At 73.0% G+C, this 16,085-nt stretch carries 14 protein-coding genes; 4 read left to right on the top strand and 10 right to left on the bottom strand.

What is annotated here, in order from left to right:
* Window positions 1-18: 18 nt before the first annotated feature.
* The 4 genes from K330_RS0114480 to K330_RS0114465 are packed head-to-tail and all read right to left on the bottom strand — an operon-like array spanning window position 19 to window position 4,589.
* Window positions 19-1,152: a glycosyltransferase gene (locus K330_RS0114480; protein WP_022922534.1), complete on the bottom strand. Its 1,134-nt coding sequence runs from the start codon at window positions 1,150-1,152 to the stop codon at window positions 19-21.
* Complete coding sequence (locus K330_RS0114475) at window positions 1,149-2,210, bottom strand: glycosyltransferase family 2 protein (RefSeq protein WP_084617577.1); 1,062 nt, start codon at window positions 2,208-2,210, stop codon at window positions 1,149-1,151. Before K330_RS0114475 ends, K330_RS0114480 begins: the two co-directional genes overlap by 4 nt.
* Window positions 2,203-3,315 (bottom strand): glycosyltransferase, encoded by a 1,113-nt coding sequence (locus K330_RS22885; protein WP_022922532.1) that lies wholly within the window; start codon window positions 3,313-3,315, stop codon window positions 2,203-2,205. The genes K330_RS0114475 and K330_RS22885 overlap by 8 nt, the downstream gene beginning before the upstream one ends.
* Window positions 3,312-4,589, bottom strand: a complete 1,278-nt coding sequence (locus tag K330_RS0114465) for an oligosaccharide flippase family protein (protein ID WP_169448584.1) — start codon at window positions 4,587-4,589, stop codon at window positions 3,312-3,314. Before K330_RS0114465 ends, K330_RS22885 begins: the two co-directional genes overlap by 4 nt.
* Before the next feature lie 75 nt (window positions 4,590-4,664).
* Between K330_RS0114465 and K330_RS23740 the strand changes: the two genes are divergently transcribed.
* From K330_RS23740 to K330_RS0114445, 4 genes are read left to right on the top strand one after another with little or no spacing between them, the layout of a single operon-like run.
* The gene (locus K330_RS23740) at window positions 4,665-6,080 is read left to right on the top strand and encodes a tyrosine-protein kinase domain-containing protein (protein ID WP_022922530.1); all 1,416 of its coding nucleotides are present in this window, start codon (window positions 4,665-4,667) and stop codon (window positions 6,078-6,080) included.
* A gap of 54 nt (window positions 6,081-6,134) precedes the next feature.
* Window positions 6,135-7,433 (top strand): O-antigen ligase family protein, encoded by a 1,299-nt coding sequence (locus K330_RS0114455; protein WP_022922529.1) that lies wholly within the window; start codon window positions 6,135-6,137, stop codon window positions 7,431-7,433.
* Entirely contained in the window at window positions 7,430-8,545 is a 1,116-nt protein-coding gene (locus K330_RS0114450) for a glycosyltransferase (protein WP_022922528.1), read from the top strand. Before K330_RS0114455 ends, K330_RS0114450 begins: the two co-directional genes overlap by 4 nt.
* On the top strand, window positions 8,542-10,038 hold the full coding sequence (locus K330_RS0114445) for a lipopolysaccharide biosynthesis protein (protein ID WP_022922527.1): 1,497 nt from the start codon (window positions 8,542-8,544) through the stop codon (window positions 10,036-10,038). The genes K330_RS0114450 and K330_RS0114445 overlap by 4 nt, the downstream gene beginning before the upstream one ends.
* Window positions 10,039-10,077: 39 nt before the next feature.
* On the opposite strand, the gene K330_RS21505 is transcribed toward K330_RS0114445, so the two are convergent.
* The 6 genes from K330_RS21505 to K330_RS21495 form a co-directional block, all read right to left on the bottom strand.
* Window positions 10,078-10,764 (bottom strand): sugar transferase, encoded by a 687-nt coding sequence (locus tag K330_RS21505; protein WP_169448582.1) that lies wholly within the window; start codon window positions 10,762-10,764, stop codon window positions 10,078-10,080.
* 371 nt (window positions 10,765-11,135) lie between these two features.
* Window positions 11,136-12,398 (bottom strand): glycosyltransferase, encoded by a 1,263-nt coding sequence (locus tag K330_RS0114435; protein ID WP_022922525.1) that lies wholly within the window; start codon window positions 12,396-12,398, stop codon window positions 11,136-11,138.
* Between the two features lie 42 nt (window positions 12,399-12,440).
* Window positions 12,441-13,328, bottom strand: coding sequence for an NAD-dependent epimerase/dehydratase family protein (locus tag K330_RS0114430; RefSeq protein WP_022922524.1), 888 nt, complete (start codon window positions 13,326-13,328; stop codon window positions 12,441-12,443).
* On the bottom strand, window positions 13,325-14,185 hold the full coding sequence (locus tag K330_RS0114425) for an ATP-grasp domain-containing protein (protein WP_022922523.1): 861 nt from the start codon (window positions 14,183-14,185) through the stop codon (window positions 13,325-13,327). Before K330_RS0114425 ends, K330_RS0114430 begins: the two co-directional genes overlap by 4 nt.
* A 171-nt stretch (window positions 14,186-14,356) precedes the next feature.
* Window positions 14,357-15,034 carry a polysaccharide biosynthesis protein gene (locus K330_RS21500; RefSeq protein ID WP_022922522.1) on the bottom strand — a complete coding sequence of 226 codons (678 nt, stop codon included), beginning with the start codon at window positions 15,032-15,034 and terminating at the stop codon, window positions 14,357-14,359.
* 158 nt (window positions 15,035-15,192) lie between these two features.
* Window positions 15,193-16,085: polysaccharide biosynthesis protein (locus tag K330_RS21495; protein ID WP_022922521.1), on the bottom strand; the 893-nt coding region annotated here is incomplete at its 5' end.

The following is a 16,085-nucleotide window of genomic DNA, read 5'->3' as shown; positions in this document are numbered from 1 at the left end:
GCGTGCGTCTGAGCCACGTCAGCACGAGCGGAGCACCTCGATCTCCTGCGCGGCGACCTGGACCCAGTCGTGCCGGCCGGCCAGCTCCACCAGGTCGAGTCGCGGGCCTTCCGCCTCCTGCAGCACGTCGGTCACCGCCTGCGCGAACCTCGTCTCCAGGCCGGGCCCACCGGGGACGAGGCGGTCGGCGTCGACGACGGCCTCGGGAGTGCCTCCGACCGCGGTGGCGACCACCGGCGTGCCCGACGCGTAGGCCTCCATGATCACCGTGGGCCACCCCTCCGCCCGGCTGGGCAGGATCACGACATGGGCGCGGGCCATCTGCCGCGCGACCTCCGTCTGGTCCACCCGGCCGAGAAGATCTACGGAGGGGTCGTCCAGCTCCTGCCTCGCCTTGCCGAGCCACGATCCCGACCCTGCGACGACGAGCCGTGCCGTCGGCACGGCGGACCTCACCGCCCGCCAGATCGCCGGCAACCGGTCCGCACCCTTCACCGTCTCGAGGTTGCCGGCGTAGAGCACGCTCGGCTCCGGCGCCCGGGTGCCCGGCCGGAACAGCGAGGGGTCCACGCCGTTGGGTATGACGTGCGCCCGCCGCTGGTCGGGGGCCAGGCCCTGCGCGTCCCGTTGCAGGGCCGCGCTGACGTAGATCGTGGCGCAGGCCTCGCGCAGGACGCCGGCGTAGAGCTTGGCCCGCCTGGGCATGAGCAGGTTGACGTCGGTGCCGTGCAGGGTGACCGCGTAGGGCACCCCCAGCCGCTGAGCGACGCTCCGGGCGACCAGACCGGCCGGCAGGTCGTACATCCCGTGCGCGTGCACGACGTCCGCACCACCGGGCACGTGCTCCAGGACCGCCTCGGTGACCCTCTCGAGCCATCGCCGTGCCGACCGGCTGGCGAGGCGACGGCGGAGCGCGTGCTCGAGCCCGAAGGGCGCCGTGGCGGACAGGAACGGAGGGGCCGGCGCCTCGTCGTCGCGCCGGCGCAGGGCGGTGCGCAGCGCCGTGGCCGCGGGGGTCCAGCTCGACCAGACGGCCACCGGGACCACGGTCACGCCGTGACCCTCCAGCGCCCGCACCCTGGACCGGATGAACGTCGCACCCTGCGGCGTGGACCGCGGTGGGTAGATGTTCGTCAGCAGCAGCACCTTCACGGCCGGCGGTCCCTGCCGGACGCCCGGCGGGCACCGGACCGCACCGCCACGTAGGACCTGTAGACGGCGGGGTAGTGGCTGCCAGAGGTGGTGAGCGCCGCGACCCGGGCCGCCAGCTCGACGTCGTGGCGCAGCAGGGGCACCACGTCACGCAGCCGGGCGCCCTCCAGCGCGACCCGAAGCCAGTCCTGCCGGGTCCGAGGGTCCAGGGGGGCGCGCATGGCGGTGCCGGCGACCGCGAGGTGCCACTCCCGGTAGCGGAACTGGCGCAGGGCCGCCTCGACGGCAGCAGGGGAGGCCGGCCTGTCCGGGTGCGTCCGGGCCAGGTGGGCGACCCGCTCCCCGATCTGCAGCGACTGCCGCAGCGTCGCGAGCGAGGGGTGGCGGACCGTCGTGAGCGACCCGGGTCGTTGGACGTGGTGGAAGAGGATGTCGGGCAGCAGGTAGGCGGTGGACAACCGGGCCATGAGCTCGGCGGAGCCGGCGAAGTCGGACCGGGTCCTGCGCATGGGGAAGGGGGCATCGCCGAGCACCTCACGGGCGAAGAGCTTGTTCCACAGGTAGCCCCGCAGCCGCCCGTCGAGGATGGCCACACCGATCTCGCCACCGGTGAGCAGGGTGGGCCGGCGGACGGTCCCCAGCAGCTCGCGCCGCCGCCCCCGCGAGTCCTGAAGGTCCGCGCCACACGACACCACGGGAGCGCCGGAGTCGACCCGACCCTGATAGAGCCGCTCCACGATCCGCCGGTCCCACCGGTCGTCCCAGTCGACGAACCACACCACCTCTCCCCGCGCTCGGGTGAGACCCAGGTTGCGGGCCGCGGCCACCCCGCCGCTCACGGGCACCGAGAGCACGCTCATGCGCCGGTTGCGGCGGGCGGCAGCGCGGAGGACCGCCGCGGTGCCGTCCACGGACCCGTCGTCCACCACGATCAGCTCGTCGGCCCTGCCCAGCGTGCCGCGGATGTCCCTGAGGCTGCGGGCGAGGTCCGGGCCGGGGTCACGGACGGCGAGGATCGCGCTGACCCGCACCCGGCTCGTCGACGCACTCCTACCCACCCAGCACCCCCTCCCAGGAACTCAGCACGGTCGACTCGCCGTAGTCGCGTCGTCGCCGCTGGTCGGCGGCGATGAAGACCGAGGCTACCTCCGGGCGGGAGAAGCGTGTCAGGGCCGACTCGATCGCCGCGGCCAGCGAGACCGGGTCTGCCACCGTCAGCAGCCCAGGCACGACCTGCGGCACCAGACTGTCCATGACCGGTGCGTCGTGAGCCACGACCGGCAGCCACTGCTCGCCGGCCTCGAACAGCGCATACCCGAAGGTCTCCGAGGCCGAGGGGTGGACGAGCAGGTCGCTCCCGGCGAGCACGGCACCCGGGTCGGGCACGAAGCCGAGCCACTCGATGCGGTCGCCGACCCCCAGCTCCTCGGCGAGCGACCTCAGCTCGGACTGCTGAGGCCCACCGCCCACCATCTGCAGGCGCCAGTCGACGCTGAGCAGCGGCAGCGCCCTGACCAGCACCTCGTAGTTCTTGACCGGGCGGGCCTCTCCCAGCGTGATCAGCCGATAGGGCGCGCCAGGACTGGCCGGTCCTGCGTCGCGGGCCTGCTCGGCGTGCCGCCGGTGGCCGGGAGACCGCGCGGGCAGGTCCAGGAGGTTGGGCACGACGAGAGAGCTGACCTTCCACCGCTCCCGCAGGACCGCGGCGACGGGAGGGCTGACGCTGACGACACGGCGGCAGTGCCGGTAGCACCGGGCGACCGTCTCGGCCCGGACGCGGAACAACCGGCCGGTCGTCAGGCGGTCGGCGGTGATCGAGTGCTCCCAGACAAAGGCCGAGCGCAGCCGCCACGGTGCAGTCATCAGCAGCTGGGCAGCGGCCCAGACGCCCGTCACGACGAGGATCTCCGCACCGCCGCCGCGCCTGAGGCGGCGCCGCAGGGCCCGGCGAGAGCTGCGATCGGACCCGCGGTCCAGCGAGGTGACGGTCACGCCAGGGATCTGCACCTGTCCGGGGTCGTGCAGGACCAGGATCTCGACGTCGTGGTGCCGCGCGAGCGCGGCAGCCAGCCGCACGAGGGCGTTCTCCATGCCCAGGCGCGGGGTCAGCACCGTCGCGAGAAAGACGATGCGCAGGCGGGAGCCTGCAGCGGGCCGCGTCATACCGCCTCCGAACCCGTGGGCGTGGCGCGGCGGGAGCTGCGCAGCGCGACCGCCAGAGCTGTCCACAGCGCCAGCGCCAGCGTCGTCTCGCAGGCCAGGGTCGCCCAGGCCGCGCCCCAGACCCCGAACTGCGGGATGAGCCAGAGGTTGAGCGTCACGTTGAGGCCGAGGACGCCGACCTGGACCGCGGTGCGGACCTCCTGGCGTCCCATGCCGGTCAGGACGTCGGCCGGCAGGTAGTGCAGACAGCGCAGCAGGACCACCACGGCCAGGACGCGCAGCAGCGGCACCGAGTCGGAGTAGGACTCGCCGAGCAACGGGACGACCAGACCGGCGCCGAGCACCATGACGACGACCACGAGCACGCTGTAGAGCAGCGCGGGCCTGGCCACGGCGCCGGCGAAGCGCACCAGCTCGACCGGCCCCTGCTGGGCATGCCGGAACATGCGTGGCCAGGCCGCGCCGAGCATCGCCCGCATCGGCAGCCAGGCCGTGTCGACCAAGCGGTATGCGGCGCTGTAGAGGCCGACACCCGCCGGGCCGTCCAGCCTGCCCAGCATCACCTTGTCCAGGTCGTTGTGGGCGGTGTGCACGCCGATGCCGACGCTGAAGAGGGCTGCCTCCCTCCAGTGCCCGCAGAAGGGGGCCAGTCCCAGTGTCGGCCGCCCGACCGCCCGCACCGCGAGCGTCAGGCAGACCACGCCCGACGTGAGGGAGCTGACCACCAGGGCGAGCACCCAGGCACGGAGGTCCACGCCGGCGGGGGAGGCGACCAGCGCCCCGACGGTGACCAGGTGCATGGCCGGGAGCAGGACCTGGCACAGCGCCGTCAGGTGCATCTCCTCCCGGGCGACGAAGACGGAGGCGGCCAGGTCCACCGCCCGTGCGCCGACGAGCTCGGCCACGAGCAGCGCCAGCACGACCACCAGCCCGGTCGAGGCGGGGGCGACCCAGGGCGAGAGGAGTAGCACCAGCGTGCCGGCGGCCACGGCTCCCAGCCCGCTGAGCGTCAGCCCGGCGCCGAGCCAGAGGCGCGTCGAGCTCGGCCGGGTGGCGCCGTGCTTGACGACCATCGCGCCGGACCCCAGGGAGGCGAAGGGGGACACGATGAGGATGAGCGCCAGCACGGCCGACAGCCGCCCGAAGGACTCCACGCCCAGGGAACGGGTCGCCACGACGAAGTAGAGCGCCACCACGGGGACCCGCACGACCTGGCCCAGCAGGAGAGCCCCGGCGTTGCGGGCGAACCCGCGGTCGAGGCTGCTGGCGCGCACGAGCGTCATCATGCCGGATCAGGGGCTTCTCGACTACGCTGCGCCTACTCGCACGAGCGCGAAGGGGAGGTCACTGTGGATCTGCGCGACTACCTGCGTGTCCTGCGCCGGCGCTGGGCCTGGCTCGCGGTCGTCATGGCCCTGTGCGTCGGCGGCGCGGTCGCGGCGACCGCACTGGCCACGCCGGTCTATCGCGCGACGGCGCAGCTGTTCATCTCGATCGGCGCTCAGAGTGACGTCGCCGACCTGGCGCAGGGCAGCTCGTTCACCTTCCGCCAGGTGACCACCTACGCGGACATGGTGACGGCGCCGGTGGTCCTGGAGCCGGTGATCGACTCGCTGGGCCTGCAGGAGACGTCCGAGGCGCTGGCGAGCCGGATCAGCACCGCGGTCCCCAGGGACACCGTGCTGATCAACATCGACGTCCGTGGGACCGATCCCGCGGAGTCGGCCCGCATCGCCAACGGCGTCGCCGAGCAGTTCACCCGGACCATCGCCGAGCTCGAGCAGCCGGACAGCGGGGGTGCCAGCCCGGTGAAGGCCTCGGTCATCCGGCCGGCCAGGGAGCCAGGAACGCCCGTCTCGCCCAACCCCACCCGCAACCTCGCACTGGGGCTGAGCCTGGGGCTCATGTTGGGTGTGGCCGTCGCGGTGCTGCGGGACGTGCTGGACACCCGGATCACGGCGCCGACGGATCTGCAGCGGATCACCGACCGGCCGCTCATCGGCGGCCTAGCCTTCGACCGTGACGCCGTGCGCAACCCCCTGATGGTCCACGCCGGTGACTACAGCCCCCGCGCCGAGGCCTTCCGCGCTGTCCGGACCAACCTGCAGTTCATCGACGCCGCAGAGCAGCCACGGGTGCTGCTGTTCACCTCCACCCTGCCCGGCGAGGGAAAGTCCACCACCGCAGCCAACCTCGCCCTGACCCTGGCCGCGGCGGGTGTGCCGGTGTGCGTGGTGGAGGCAGACCTGCGGCGGCCCCGGACGCTGGAGTACATGGGGCTGGAGAACAGCGCCGGCCTGACGTCGGTCCTCATCGGACAGGCAGATCTCGACGACGTCCTGCAGCCCTACGGGGACCACCTGATGGCCCTCGGTGCCGGCCCGATCCCGCCGAACCCGAGCGAGCTGCTGGGCGGACCGTCGATGCGTGAGCTGCTGGCCGAGCTGCGGGACCGGTTCGAGTATGTCGTCATCGACTCACCTCCCCTGCTGCCCGTCACCGACGCGGCCGTGCTGTCCAAGATCGTCGACGGCACCATCGTGGTCGTCGGCTCGGGCATCGTCCACCGCCACCAGCTGACCCAGACGCTCGCGACCCTGGAGGGTGTGGGCGCCAAGGTCCTGGGGCTGCTGATGAACCGGCTCCCCGCCAACCCCACGCACACCTACGGCTACTACGAGGCCTACAGCCCCGTGTCGACCACCGCGCAGCCCCGGCGCCAGCGGCGTGAGCGGCGGGAGCGGGCCTGGTTCGGACGGGTGTGACGTGGCGTGGCGGCCGTGAGCTCGGGCGCTCGCGCACCGGGGGTCTCGGGGGTGATGACCCCGCTAGCGCTCGCCACCCTGCTGGCCTACCTGACGCTCAACGAGCGGGTCGCCCTCGGCCGGGCCCCCGGCTTCCCCGGGCTCCCGGTCCTGGAGCCCGTCTTCATCGTCGCGGCCGTCGCGGCGTGGCTCGCCGCGGGCCGGCCACGCCCCACCGTGCCCGGTGGGTGGGTCGTGACGGTGGGACCCCTGTTCGCCCTGCTCATCGCCCTGCCGCTGCTGGGGGTCCTGCTGGGCACCTACGGGCCGACCTCTCTCTACTCCTGGACGGTCGTGCTCGTCCCGCTGGCGGTGCTGGCGCTGGTGGCCACGGCTCCCGCGCGAACCCTGGTGGTGTGCCACGCCGCGATCGTCGTCCACGGGGGCTACGCCCTCACGCAGGCGCTCTTCCGGGTCGGCCTCGTCCCGCCCTCGGTGGGGCAGCCGCTGAGACAGTGGGACGTCGAGACGCAGCGCTCCCTGAGCGAGGCCTACGTCATCATCGGCCGGTCGACCGGACTGTTCGTCAACGCCAACACCTTCGGCCTCTGGGCGGTCGTCTCCCTGGTGTTCTCCTACGCCTGCCTGCGGGGGTGGCGCCGGCACAGCGGCGTCGCCCTTGCCGTCGTCAGCATCATCAGCAGCCAGTCCCGCACGGCCATCGTGTGCCTCCTGCTCCTGGGGATGATCTGGCTGGTGCTGTCCCTGCGCGACTCGGTAGCCCTGAGCCGGTTGGCGCTGAGAGCCGTGGTGTTCGGGCTGCCGGTCGTGCTGGTCAGCGACGTCCTCGGGGTGTTCGACCAGTTGCTCGAGGGTCGGCTGGTCGAGCGCCTGGCGAGCGGGGCCGCCGTCCTCGAGGAGGGCGTGCAGGCCGACAGCAACCTGCTCGGCCGCCTGGAGGCCTGGCGGTCGGCCTGGGACTTCGCGCCGATGGACCCCCGCCTCGGCTTCGGCACCCTCGGGCCACCGCTGGTGCACTTCGAGGGCGTCATCGACAACCAGTTCGTCGCGTTCTACCTGCAGGGCGGGCTGGTGCTGGTCGGGGCCTTCCTGCTCGCCCTGCTGTCCCCGTGGACGCTGCGGCACCGCGGCGTCCGTCAGGTCGGTCCGCTGGCCGTGGTCTGCGCCGTCGTGGCGCTGGAGTCCCTCACCCTGACACCGGTGTTCACCACGCAGGCGCTGAGCCTGGTGTGGGTCGTCGCCGGTCCGGCGCTCCAGGCGTCCAGCCCGGCGCCTGATCCGGTGCCCGACCCGGCGAAGCGCGCCGGTGACGTCTCGCAGGCTCGTCCACCCGTCCCGTCCAGGCTGCCGTGACGGCGCCCGCCGACGGGCACCCTCGGGTCCGCGTCCTCCACACCTGCCTCGAGCCGGCCACGGAGGGGTCGGCATGCCTGGCTCACTCCTCCGCCATCGCGCAGGGTCTGCGGCGGCGCGGCCTGCAGGTCCGCACCGTCTGGAACACCGCCGGGAGCAGCGGCAAGCCGGTGCAGTGGCTCCGGGTCTGGTCGGGCATCCTGCGGCACCTGAGCGGCGTGGACGCCGTCTACTGCCGGTGGCACGCCTTCGACCTCCCGACGTGCGTGCTCGCCAGGCTCTTCCGCAAGCGCCTGGTCCTCGAGGTCAACGGTGGGATCGGGGACATCCAGATCGGTCATCCCCGCCTGCGGCCCGTCATGCCGTTGCTGCGCCTCGTGACCCGTGTGCAGCTCCGTCTCGCCCACACCGTCATCTGCGTCAGCCCGGGGCTGCGGGACTGGGCGCGGCGGCTCGCGCCAGAGGGCACCGAGGTCACCTGGGCGCCCAACGGGACGGACCCGGCGATCGCTGACCTACGACGACCCGCCTCCTCGCCCGCGCACGCCAGCTATGTCGGTGTCCTGTCCTCCTGGCAGGGCATCGAGCTCCTGGTCGCGGCCGCCACGTCGCCCGACTGGCCCGACCGCCTGGCCCTGGACGTCGTCGGGGACGGGCCAGTGGCGGACGTGGTGCGCGACGCCGCACGCGAGCACCCCCACATCCGCTACCACGGCCGGCTACCGCGCGAGCAGACCCTGGAGGTCCTGGCGACCAGCTCGGTGAGCCTGTGCCTGCCGTCCTCCGACCTGCCGCGCAACCAGGTGAACGGCACACCCTTCAAGCTCGTGGAGACCCTGATGCTCGGCGTGCCGGCCGTGGTGTCGCCCTTGGCTCACCAGATCCGCGCCGTGCGGTCGGTTGACGGGGGGCGGGCCACGGCCGAGACCCCGCGAGACGTGGCCCGGGCGGTGGCGGCCGTCGTCGACGAGGCGAGCGAGGCCGCGCGACAGGCGCTCGCCTCACGTGCGGCGAGGTGCTTCACCTGGGACGGGGCCGTCGACGTCGCCGCCCGGGCTGTCGGCGCCCGGGCTGTCGGTGCGCCGGCTGCCGGGGAGCGGATGCCCCCGTGACCAACGCCCTGCGCAACGTGGGGACGGCCGTCGGCTCCTACCTGGTCTTCGTCGGGTGCGCCTTCGTGGTCCGGACCGCCTTCGTGCAGTCCCTGGACGTGGAGTACCTCGGCTTGAACGGGCTCTTCTCGACGCTGGCGAACGCGATGGGGGCCGCCGAGATGGGCATCGGCGCCGCCATCTCCTTCCGCCTCTACGGCACCCTGTCGCGCGGACAGACCGCAGGGTCGGCCCGCTACTTCCGCTTCCTGCGGAAGGTCAACCTGGGTCTGGCGCTGGGCATCCTCGTCCTGGGCCTGCTGAGCGTCCCGGTGATCGGGTTCTTCCTGCAGGACGTCCGGGAGATCGACGAGGGCGTCGGTGCCCTCTTCGTGCTCTACCTGGCGGCGACGGTCGTGACCTACGCGTTCGCGCACTACGGCGCCCTGCTCGTCGCCGACCAGAGGGAGTATGTGGTCGCGCTCAACCTGGCCGGGCTGATGATCCTGGTCAGCGCCCTGCAGGTGCTCGTGCTCCTCCAGGGTCACGGATATGTGGCCTACCTCGCCCTTCAGGCCCTCCTTCCGCTCCTGCAGGGCGTGGTCCTGTGGCTCCTGGTCCGCCGACGCTACCCGTGGGCCGCTGATGCGTCGGTGGAGCGCCTCGAGCCCGCGGACACCGCAGAGGTCTGGCGGGACGTGCGGGCCCTGGCGATCTTCCGGGTCGCCGGCATCGTCAACGCGAGCGCCCCGGTCCTGTGGATGAGCAGCCTCTTCGGCCTGGCGGTCCTCGGGGTCTTCAGCAACTACTACCTCATCGTGCATGCGGCGCAGAGCGCCGTGCGGAAGGTCTTCGCAGCGCTGACGCCGAGCCTGGGTGCGCTGAACGCGGTGGCGGGCACCCGGAGCAAGCACGAGGCATACCGCGCGCTCGTGTTCGCCGGTGTCGTCCTCTTCGGTGCGTCCGCGTCCGGCCTGCACGCCGGGCTCGACGCGTTCGTCCAGGCGTGGATCGGGAGCCGGTTCGTCCTGGAGGGGACGGCCACGCTGTGGCTGTGCCTGGTCTTCTTCCTGCAGGGCGTGACACGGGTGTCCAACGTCTTCCGGGACGCGTTCGGCCTCTTCCGGCAGGGGCAGCTGCGTCCGGCCGTCCTGGCCGGGCTGGTGGTGGTGCTGTCCCTCACGGGCGGGCAGCTCTTCGGGCTTCCCGGTCTCCTCGCCGGCTGGGCGCTGGCCTACGTGCTGATGCCGTTGTGGTTCGACCCGCTGGTGGTCCACCGGCACGCCCTGCACGCCCCCGTCGGGCCGTTCTTCCTCCGGTGGGCCGGATGGGTGGCGACCGTCGTCGTGACCTACCTCGCGCTGGCGCGGGTCGTCAGGGTCGACGTGCCGCTGGGCCTGCTGGGCCCCCTCCTGGAGATCGGGCTGACAACAGCGGCGGTCGGGCTGGTCACGGTCCTGCTGTGGTGGCGGTCCGCGGAGTGCCGGTGGCTGCGCCGACGTCTGCGCCGGTGAGGTCGACAGACCCGCGAGGGCGTCAGTCCTCTGAGCGTCTCAGGTCCCCCGCATCGTGAGGACGACGCGGATGGTGCGCAGCAGGATGCACAGGTCCAGCCGGTGGCTGGCCCACCGCGCGTAGGCCAGGTCGTAGCTCAGCTTGCGTCGCCAGTCCTCCATCGAGCTGGTGTAGCGGTGCTTGACCTGCGCCAGGCCCGTCAGGCCCGGCTTGATGGTCAGCCGGTGCAGGTAGTTGGCGTGCTGCTCCACCAGCACGTCGGTCAGCTCCGGGCGCTCCGGTCGAGGTCCCACGAGGGACATCTCCCCGCGCAGGACGTTGATGGCCTGTGGCACCTCGTCGAGCCGGGTCGCGCGCAGGAAGCGCCCGCACCGGGTCACGCGGGGGTCGCCCTCCTGAGCCCACCGGGCCCGTCCGTCGGCCTCCGCGTCCCGGCACATCGTGCGGAACTTGTAGATCGTGAACGGCACCCCGTGGAGCCCGACCCTGGTCTGGCGGTAGATCACCGTGCCCGGGCTGTCGAGCCTGATGAGGACTGCTGCGACCGGCAGCATCAGCAGGAAGAAGACGAGCAGGACCAGGCCCCCGGTGAGGTCGCCGCAGCGCTTGAGCGGTGAGCCCGCGTGCGGGTGCACGTCGGCGGGGGGAGCCGCGACCGCGGTGGGGGAGAGGTCGAAGCGGGAGACGAGCGGAAGACGCAGGGACAGCGCGTCCGTGCGTCGCACCACCGTCACGGTCGAGGTGTGATGTCGCGTCCTGGAGGATCGGTCACCGGTCTATGGCGCGACCAGTCGGTCGTCCTGCACGCCGCCTCCGGGCCGGTCGCCGAGGCCTCGCCCCAGCGTCTGACATCGGTCCGCCGGCCACCCCGGCGCCTGCGCAAGAACATCACGGGTCCTCCTGCGTGCGGTCGCGCCCCCTACAAGCGCGATCCGGGCGACCGCGCCCCCCTGTTGGGCGCGACCTGCGGGCCAGTCTGTCGGGGCGTAGACGTGACGCGAATCACTCCCTGGGAGGATTCTGGGCGTGCATCTGGGCCCCGTGTGACCCGTGAGAAGGCAGTGGCCGGACGGGCAGCCCGGAGTGGCCCGAGCCCTCACCTGCGCACCTGGCCTGCGAGCGACGCCAGCTCGGAGGCGAAGTCGGCGAGCACGACGCCGGCGTCCCACCCGGCCCGCCACGCGGCCTGGTTGGCGGCGCAGACCCGCGCGTAGGCGCTCGGCGGCAGCACGTCGACGCCCAGCAGCGCCCCGGCCAGGTATGCCGTGTCGAGGTCGGGCGGCAGCAACGGCAGCGCGGGCTGGTCCAGGAGGAGCTCGCGAGCCGCGCCGACGTCGGTGGCCAGGACCGGCACCCCGTGGGCCATCGCCTCCATCACCGACATGGGCACGCCCTCGCTCATAGACACGTTGACGAGCACGGTGGGACGGCAGGTGGCCAGCCGGTGCAGCACCTCCGCGCGCGGCACGGGACCGACCAGCTCGACCGACCCGGGCGCCATTCGGGCCGCCCGGCGACGCAGCGCCGCCTCGGCGGCGGGTGTGCCGCCGCCGAGGTGGGTCCACGTCACCGGCACGCCGTCGCGCTGCAGCAGCCCCACCGCGTCGGCGACAAGGTGCAGCCGCTCGCGCCGTCGCACGGACGAGACGGTGAGCACGTGCATCGGGTGCTGCCGAGACACCGGCGCCGCGCTCGATCCGACGCTGCCGAGCCGGCGCACGGAGATCTTGTCGGCGTGCTCGGGCCAGCCGGTACGCAGCCGCTCCGCCGCCCGCTCGGAGACGGGGAAGAGGTGGTCGACCTCGCGCAGCAGCAGGCCCCGCTGCGGCAGGTAGCCGACGGGGGAGGCCTCGACGTCCACGTCATACCCGTGGGCGCGGGCCACGACCACCGGTCGCCCCTCCGGTCGGTGCACCGCCAGCAGCGTGGCCACGCGGGTGGTGACGTAGAACCAGTAGGCGTAGACGACCTCGGGGACCGCGATCCCGGCCTCGGCCAGCCGGACCGTGACGAGGCGGGCGATGCCCTGCGCGCGCGCCTCGAAGTAGGCCTCGTAGGCGTGCGGGACGGGCGCGAAGGGCGGCGCCGTCGGCAGGTGCGGCAGCCCCCATCCCACCGCGCCCCGGCGCAGCTCGCCCAGCGGGGTCATCAACCGTCCGGCCCGCCCCGGCGGGAGGTCGACCGGCACCACTACGACACCCTCGGGCACCTGACGCGTCGGTGGTTGCCCGCGAACCTGCATGGTCGGGACGACGACCACCCGGTCGAAGGCGGCGGCGAGGTGAGGCAGCTCAGCCTCGAGGTAGTCCTCCCCGGCGCCGTAGGGGAAGCAATTGGTCAGGAGCAGCAGCTCAGGCACGGACGACCCCGGGCGGCGCGGTGGCGCCCGCGTCCGCGACGGTCACGACACCTGCTCCGACACGGCCTGCCGGTCCAGAACCTGCCTGATCTCCTGCAGCGCGGTGCGCACGTCGTGCTCCGGGGCGAAGCCGAGCGCCTCTCGCGCCCGCGTCGTGTCGACCTCGTCGGCCGTGCTGTGCCACGGGGCGTGCCGCCACGCCGGGTCACCACCGACGACCGACCCGCCCACCTCCTCGCTGACCACCTGCGCGAGCTGGGCCGGGGTGAGCAGGTGAGGGCCGGCCACGTTGACGGCGCCGCCTGCCGTCTCCGTGCACAGCGCCAGCTCGACGGCCCGGGCGGCGTCACCGGCGTAGAGGTAGCCGCGTGCAGGCCCGAGGGGCTCGTGCACCTCGAGGTTCTCCCCGGCCGTGGCTCGGCGCAGGTAGGTGCTGACGAGGGAACCGCTGTCGTCACCGAGGCCGATGAGGTGCGACAGGCGCAGGCTCACGGTCCGCAGCTCGACGTAGTCGTCCAGCCGGGCCCAGCGCTCCACCGTCAGCTTGCCCAGGGCGTAGGGCGAGCGAGGACGCGTGGGGGAGGCCTCGTGCAGCGGCCGCGGTGCCTCCGGGCCGTAGACCGCAACGCTGGAAGCCTGCACCAGGGTGCGAACCCAGGCCCGGCACGCGGCCTCCAGCACGTTGCCGGCGGTGACGACAGTCGTGGCCAGGTCGAGCCGCTCATCGGGCCGCGGCCGGGCGGCGGCGAGGTCGACCACCCCGTCCGCGCCCTGGAAGAGCGCCGACAGCGACTCCACCGAGTAGTCGGTGGCCGTGTGCCCGCCCGCCCCCGTGCGCGACAGCCCGAGCACGTCGTGGCCGGAGTCGCGCAGCCGGTTGACGACATACCGGCCGAGCGTCCCGGTTGCCCCGGTGACCACGAACCTCATGCGACGGCCATCCCCTCGGCAGGATCCAGGCTGACCGACTGGTCGCCCGACCGCGGCCACACCGGCACCAGCGGTGCTCCGTCCGGGACGGCGAGCGCCGGCCGCTCCCCGCAGGCACCGGCGACCGCGGCGGTCAGCAGGTCGACCCCGGTGACCTCGCGCCACAGCCGCCACAGGTGACAGCCGTCCAGCCGCGGCGAGAGCCTCGTCAGCCGCACCCCGTCCGGGCCGACGACCATCCGCGCGTGGACGGGTCCGTCGAGCAGCCCGATCCGCTGGCAGGCGGCGTCGAGGACGACGACGGCCTCGTGCACCTCCAGGCAGTCCGCTGACCGCGAGGGGAAGGTATGCGCGTGGACCAGGTCACCGTCCTCGGCCCGGCAGTCTCGGTCGGAGACGCCGACGAAGACCAGCTCGCCGCCCCAGAGGAAGCCGGTGACGGAGATGTCAGGTCCCGGGACGCGCTCTGGGCTGGCTGGCGCCCCGGGCGCGCCGGCCAGCACCGCCCTGAGCTGGTGCTCATGGCGGCACAGGTCGACGGTCCGCCGGCCCACCAGGCCGAGCAGCCCGAGCCGCTCCGTCACCTCGGCCACGACCGGCATCGCCTCGTCCGAGCCGACGGAGTAGACCGCCGCGGCGCCCACGTGCTGGGCGTAGCGCGTCACCGCGTCCACGTCAGCGAGGTCCATGAGCGCGACCTCGTCGGCAGCCGCCCCCACCGCATCCGCGCACGCCGTCGTCACGGCGTGCGCCTCACGGCCCAGCGCGTGGGCGGCGTGCACGGCCTCGACCTGCACGGCGGTCCCACCCAGGATGACGACCGGGCCGCGGCGTGGGGCCTCCCGTGCCCGTGTCATGCCCAGGCCTCTCGTCCGGCGCCTGCGTGCCGACAGCATGCATCCGACTGCATCACGGTGCAGCCCCTTCCCTGCGACGGGGCGCGCTCCCCTACAAAGCGCAACCTGTGAGCAGTCTGGTAGCGACCGCGAGGCGCGCAATCCCCCTGCAGGATGATTGTGTGGTCGGCGTCACACGGCCGGTGCGCCGATGACGCAGCCATCCAGGTCGCTGGCAACGGCCCCCAGGACCCGCCGGACGAGGTCCTGCAGGAGGCCGGCGTCACTCGCGCCCGCCGCGTCCCCCAGCCGGACTGAGACATAGCGTCCGGGCTCGTCACGGGCCCAGGCCGCCGTGAGGTCCTCGGCCATGCGCATGGTCTGCCCGAGCACGCAGCTCTCGCCGGCGGCGACGGAGGAGGAGACGGTGACGAAGAGCCCGGTGCCGGCGCGGGCCGCCACGTCGAGGACGTTGCGGGTGCCGACGGCGTTGGTCATCCACGCCTCGCGCGGGTGGCGCTCGAGCAGGTCACGGTCGCTCAGCGCGGCAGCGTGGATCACGATGTCGGGATGGGCCGGGACGACCGACTCGGCCAGGGCGTCGACGTCCCGGACGTCGACGAGCAGCAGGTCGTCCCACCGGGCGGGGGAGGGGGTCGCCAGCGACAGCCAGGCCGCGACCAGTCGGCTCTCGTCGTGGTCGAGCAGGAGCAACCGCGCCGGTCCGTGGCCGGCGATCTGGCGGCACAGCTCAGACCCGACCGCCCCGCCGGCACCGGTGACGAGAACCACCCTGTCCTGCAGGTGCTCACGGGCGCACGCGAGGGCATGCTCGACCGACGGGGTCCGACCTACCTCGGCCCGCTCCACGCGCCAGCCATCCTGGCGCCAACGTCTCCGACGACGCACGGCGCACCTCCTGCACCAGATGCGCTCCACGGCAAGCGCCTCTGGGCACAGTCTGGCAGCAACCAGGGTGGGTGCGACAGCCCCGAATTCTCACAGCGCCCGGCGTTTGCCGACCAGACTCAGTCGATTCGGTCAGTGCTCTCCTGGGACGGATCGGTGGCCGGAGGCAAGGCCTGCTGCTCCGCGGGCTGGTCGACGGCATACGACCGCAGGGCCGGAGTGACCTCGCCCGTGAGGACCGGGCCGGCGACAGCGCCGGGGTCGAGGGGGTTGACGTTGACGGCGGTCATGAGGGGGTGGCCTGCTGCGAGGTGGGTCTCTCCGTGGGTGAAGAGGTCTTCGGAGAGTTTTTCGCCGGGGCGTAGGCCGGTGTACTGGATCTCGATGTCCTCCCGGCCGGAGAGGGCGATGAGCTCGCGGGCGACGTCGACGATCTTGACGGGAGTGCCCATGTCCAGCACGACGGCCTGGCCGTCGCGACCGATCGCGCCGGCCTGCAGCACGAGCTGGCAGGCCTCGGGGATGAGCATGAAGTAGCGCTCGACGTCGGGGTGGGTGACGGTGACAGGCCCGCCGCGGCGGATCTGCTCGGTGAACGCGGGGATGACCGAACCGCGCGAGCCCAGGACGTTGCCGAAGCGGACGGAGACGTACCGGCCGGGCTGGGTGCGGGCGTAGTGCGCGGTGAGGCGTTCGGCGACGCGCTTGGAGTAGCCCAGGACGGAGGTGGGCGCGGCGGCCTTGTCGGTGGAGATGTTGACGAACGTGCCCACCCCGGCCTCGGCGGCTGCGGCCAGGACGTTGAGGGTGCCCAGCACGTTGGTCTTCCACGCCTCGGCGGGGTAGCGCTCCAACAAGGACAGGTGCTTGAGCGCGGCGGCGTGGAAGACGACGTCGGGCTTGAGCTCGGCGAAGTGCTCGGCCAGGGTGTCGGCGTCACGGATGTTGGCCAGCAGCAGGTCCTCACCGTGCAGCAGCGCCCGGCCAGAGAGGGACATCTGGACCGAGTGCA

Source organism: Ornithinimicrobium pekingense DSM 21552 (genome assembly GCF_000421185.1).
Taxonomy (GTDB): Bacteria; Actinomycetota; Actinomycetes; order Actinomycetales; family Dermatophilaceae; genus Ornithinicoccus; species Ornithinicoccus pekingensis.
Note: the sequence above shows the minus strand (reverse complement) of the source record. Positions and strands in the feature narration are given on the sequence as shown.

Excerpts from the sequence above, each read along its gene's own strand:
- K330_RS22885 (WP_022922532.1), bottom strand. The coding sequence starts at position 3,315 with ATGACGCGGCCCGCTGCAGGCTCCCGCCTGCGCATCGTCTTTCTCGCG.
- K330_RS0114455 (WP_022922529.1), top strand. The coding sequence starts at position 6,135 with ATGACCCCGCTAGCGCTCGCCACCCTGCTGGCCTACCTGACGCTCAAC.
- K330_RS0114430 (WP_022922524.1), bottom strand. The coding sequence starts at position 13,328 with ATGAGGTTCGTGGTCACCGGGGCAACCGGGACGCTCGGCCGGTATGTC.
- K330_RS0114425 (WP_022922523.1), bottom strand. The coding sequence starts at position 14,185 with ATGACACGGGCACGGGAGGCCCCACGCCGCGGCCCGGTCGTCATCCTG.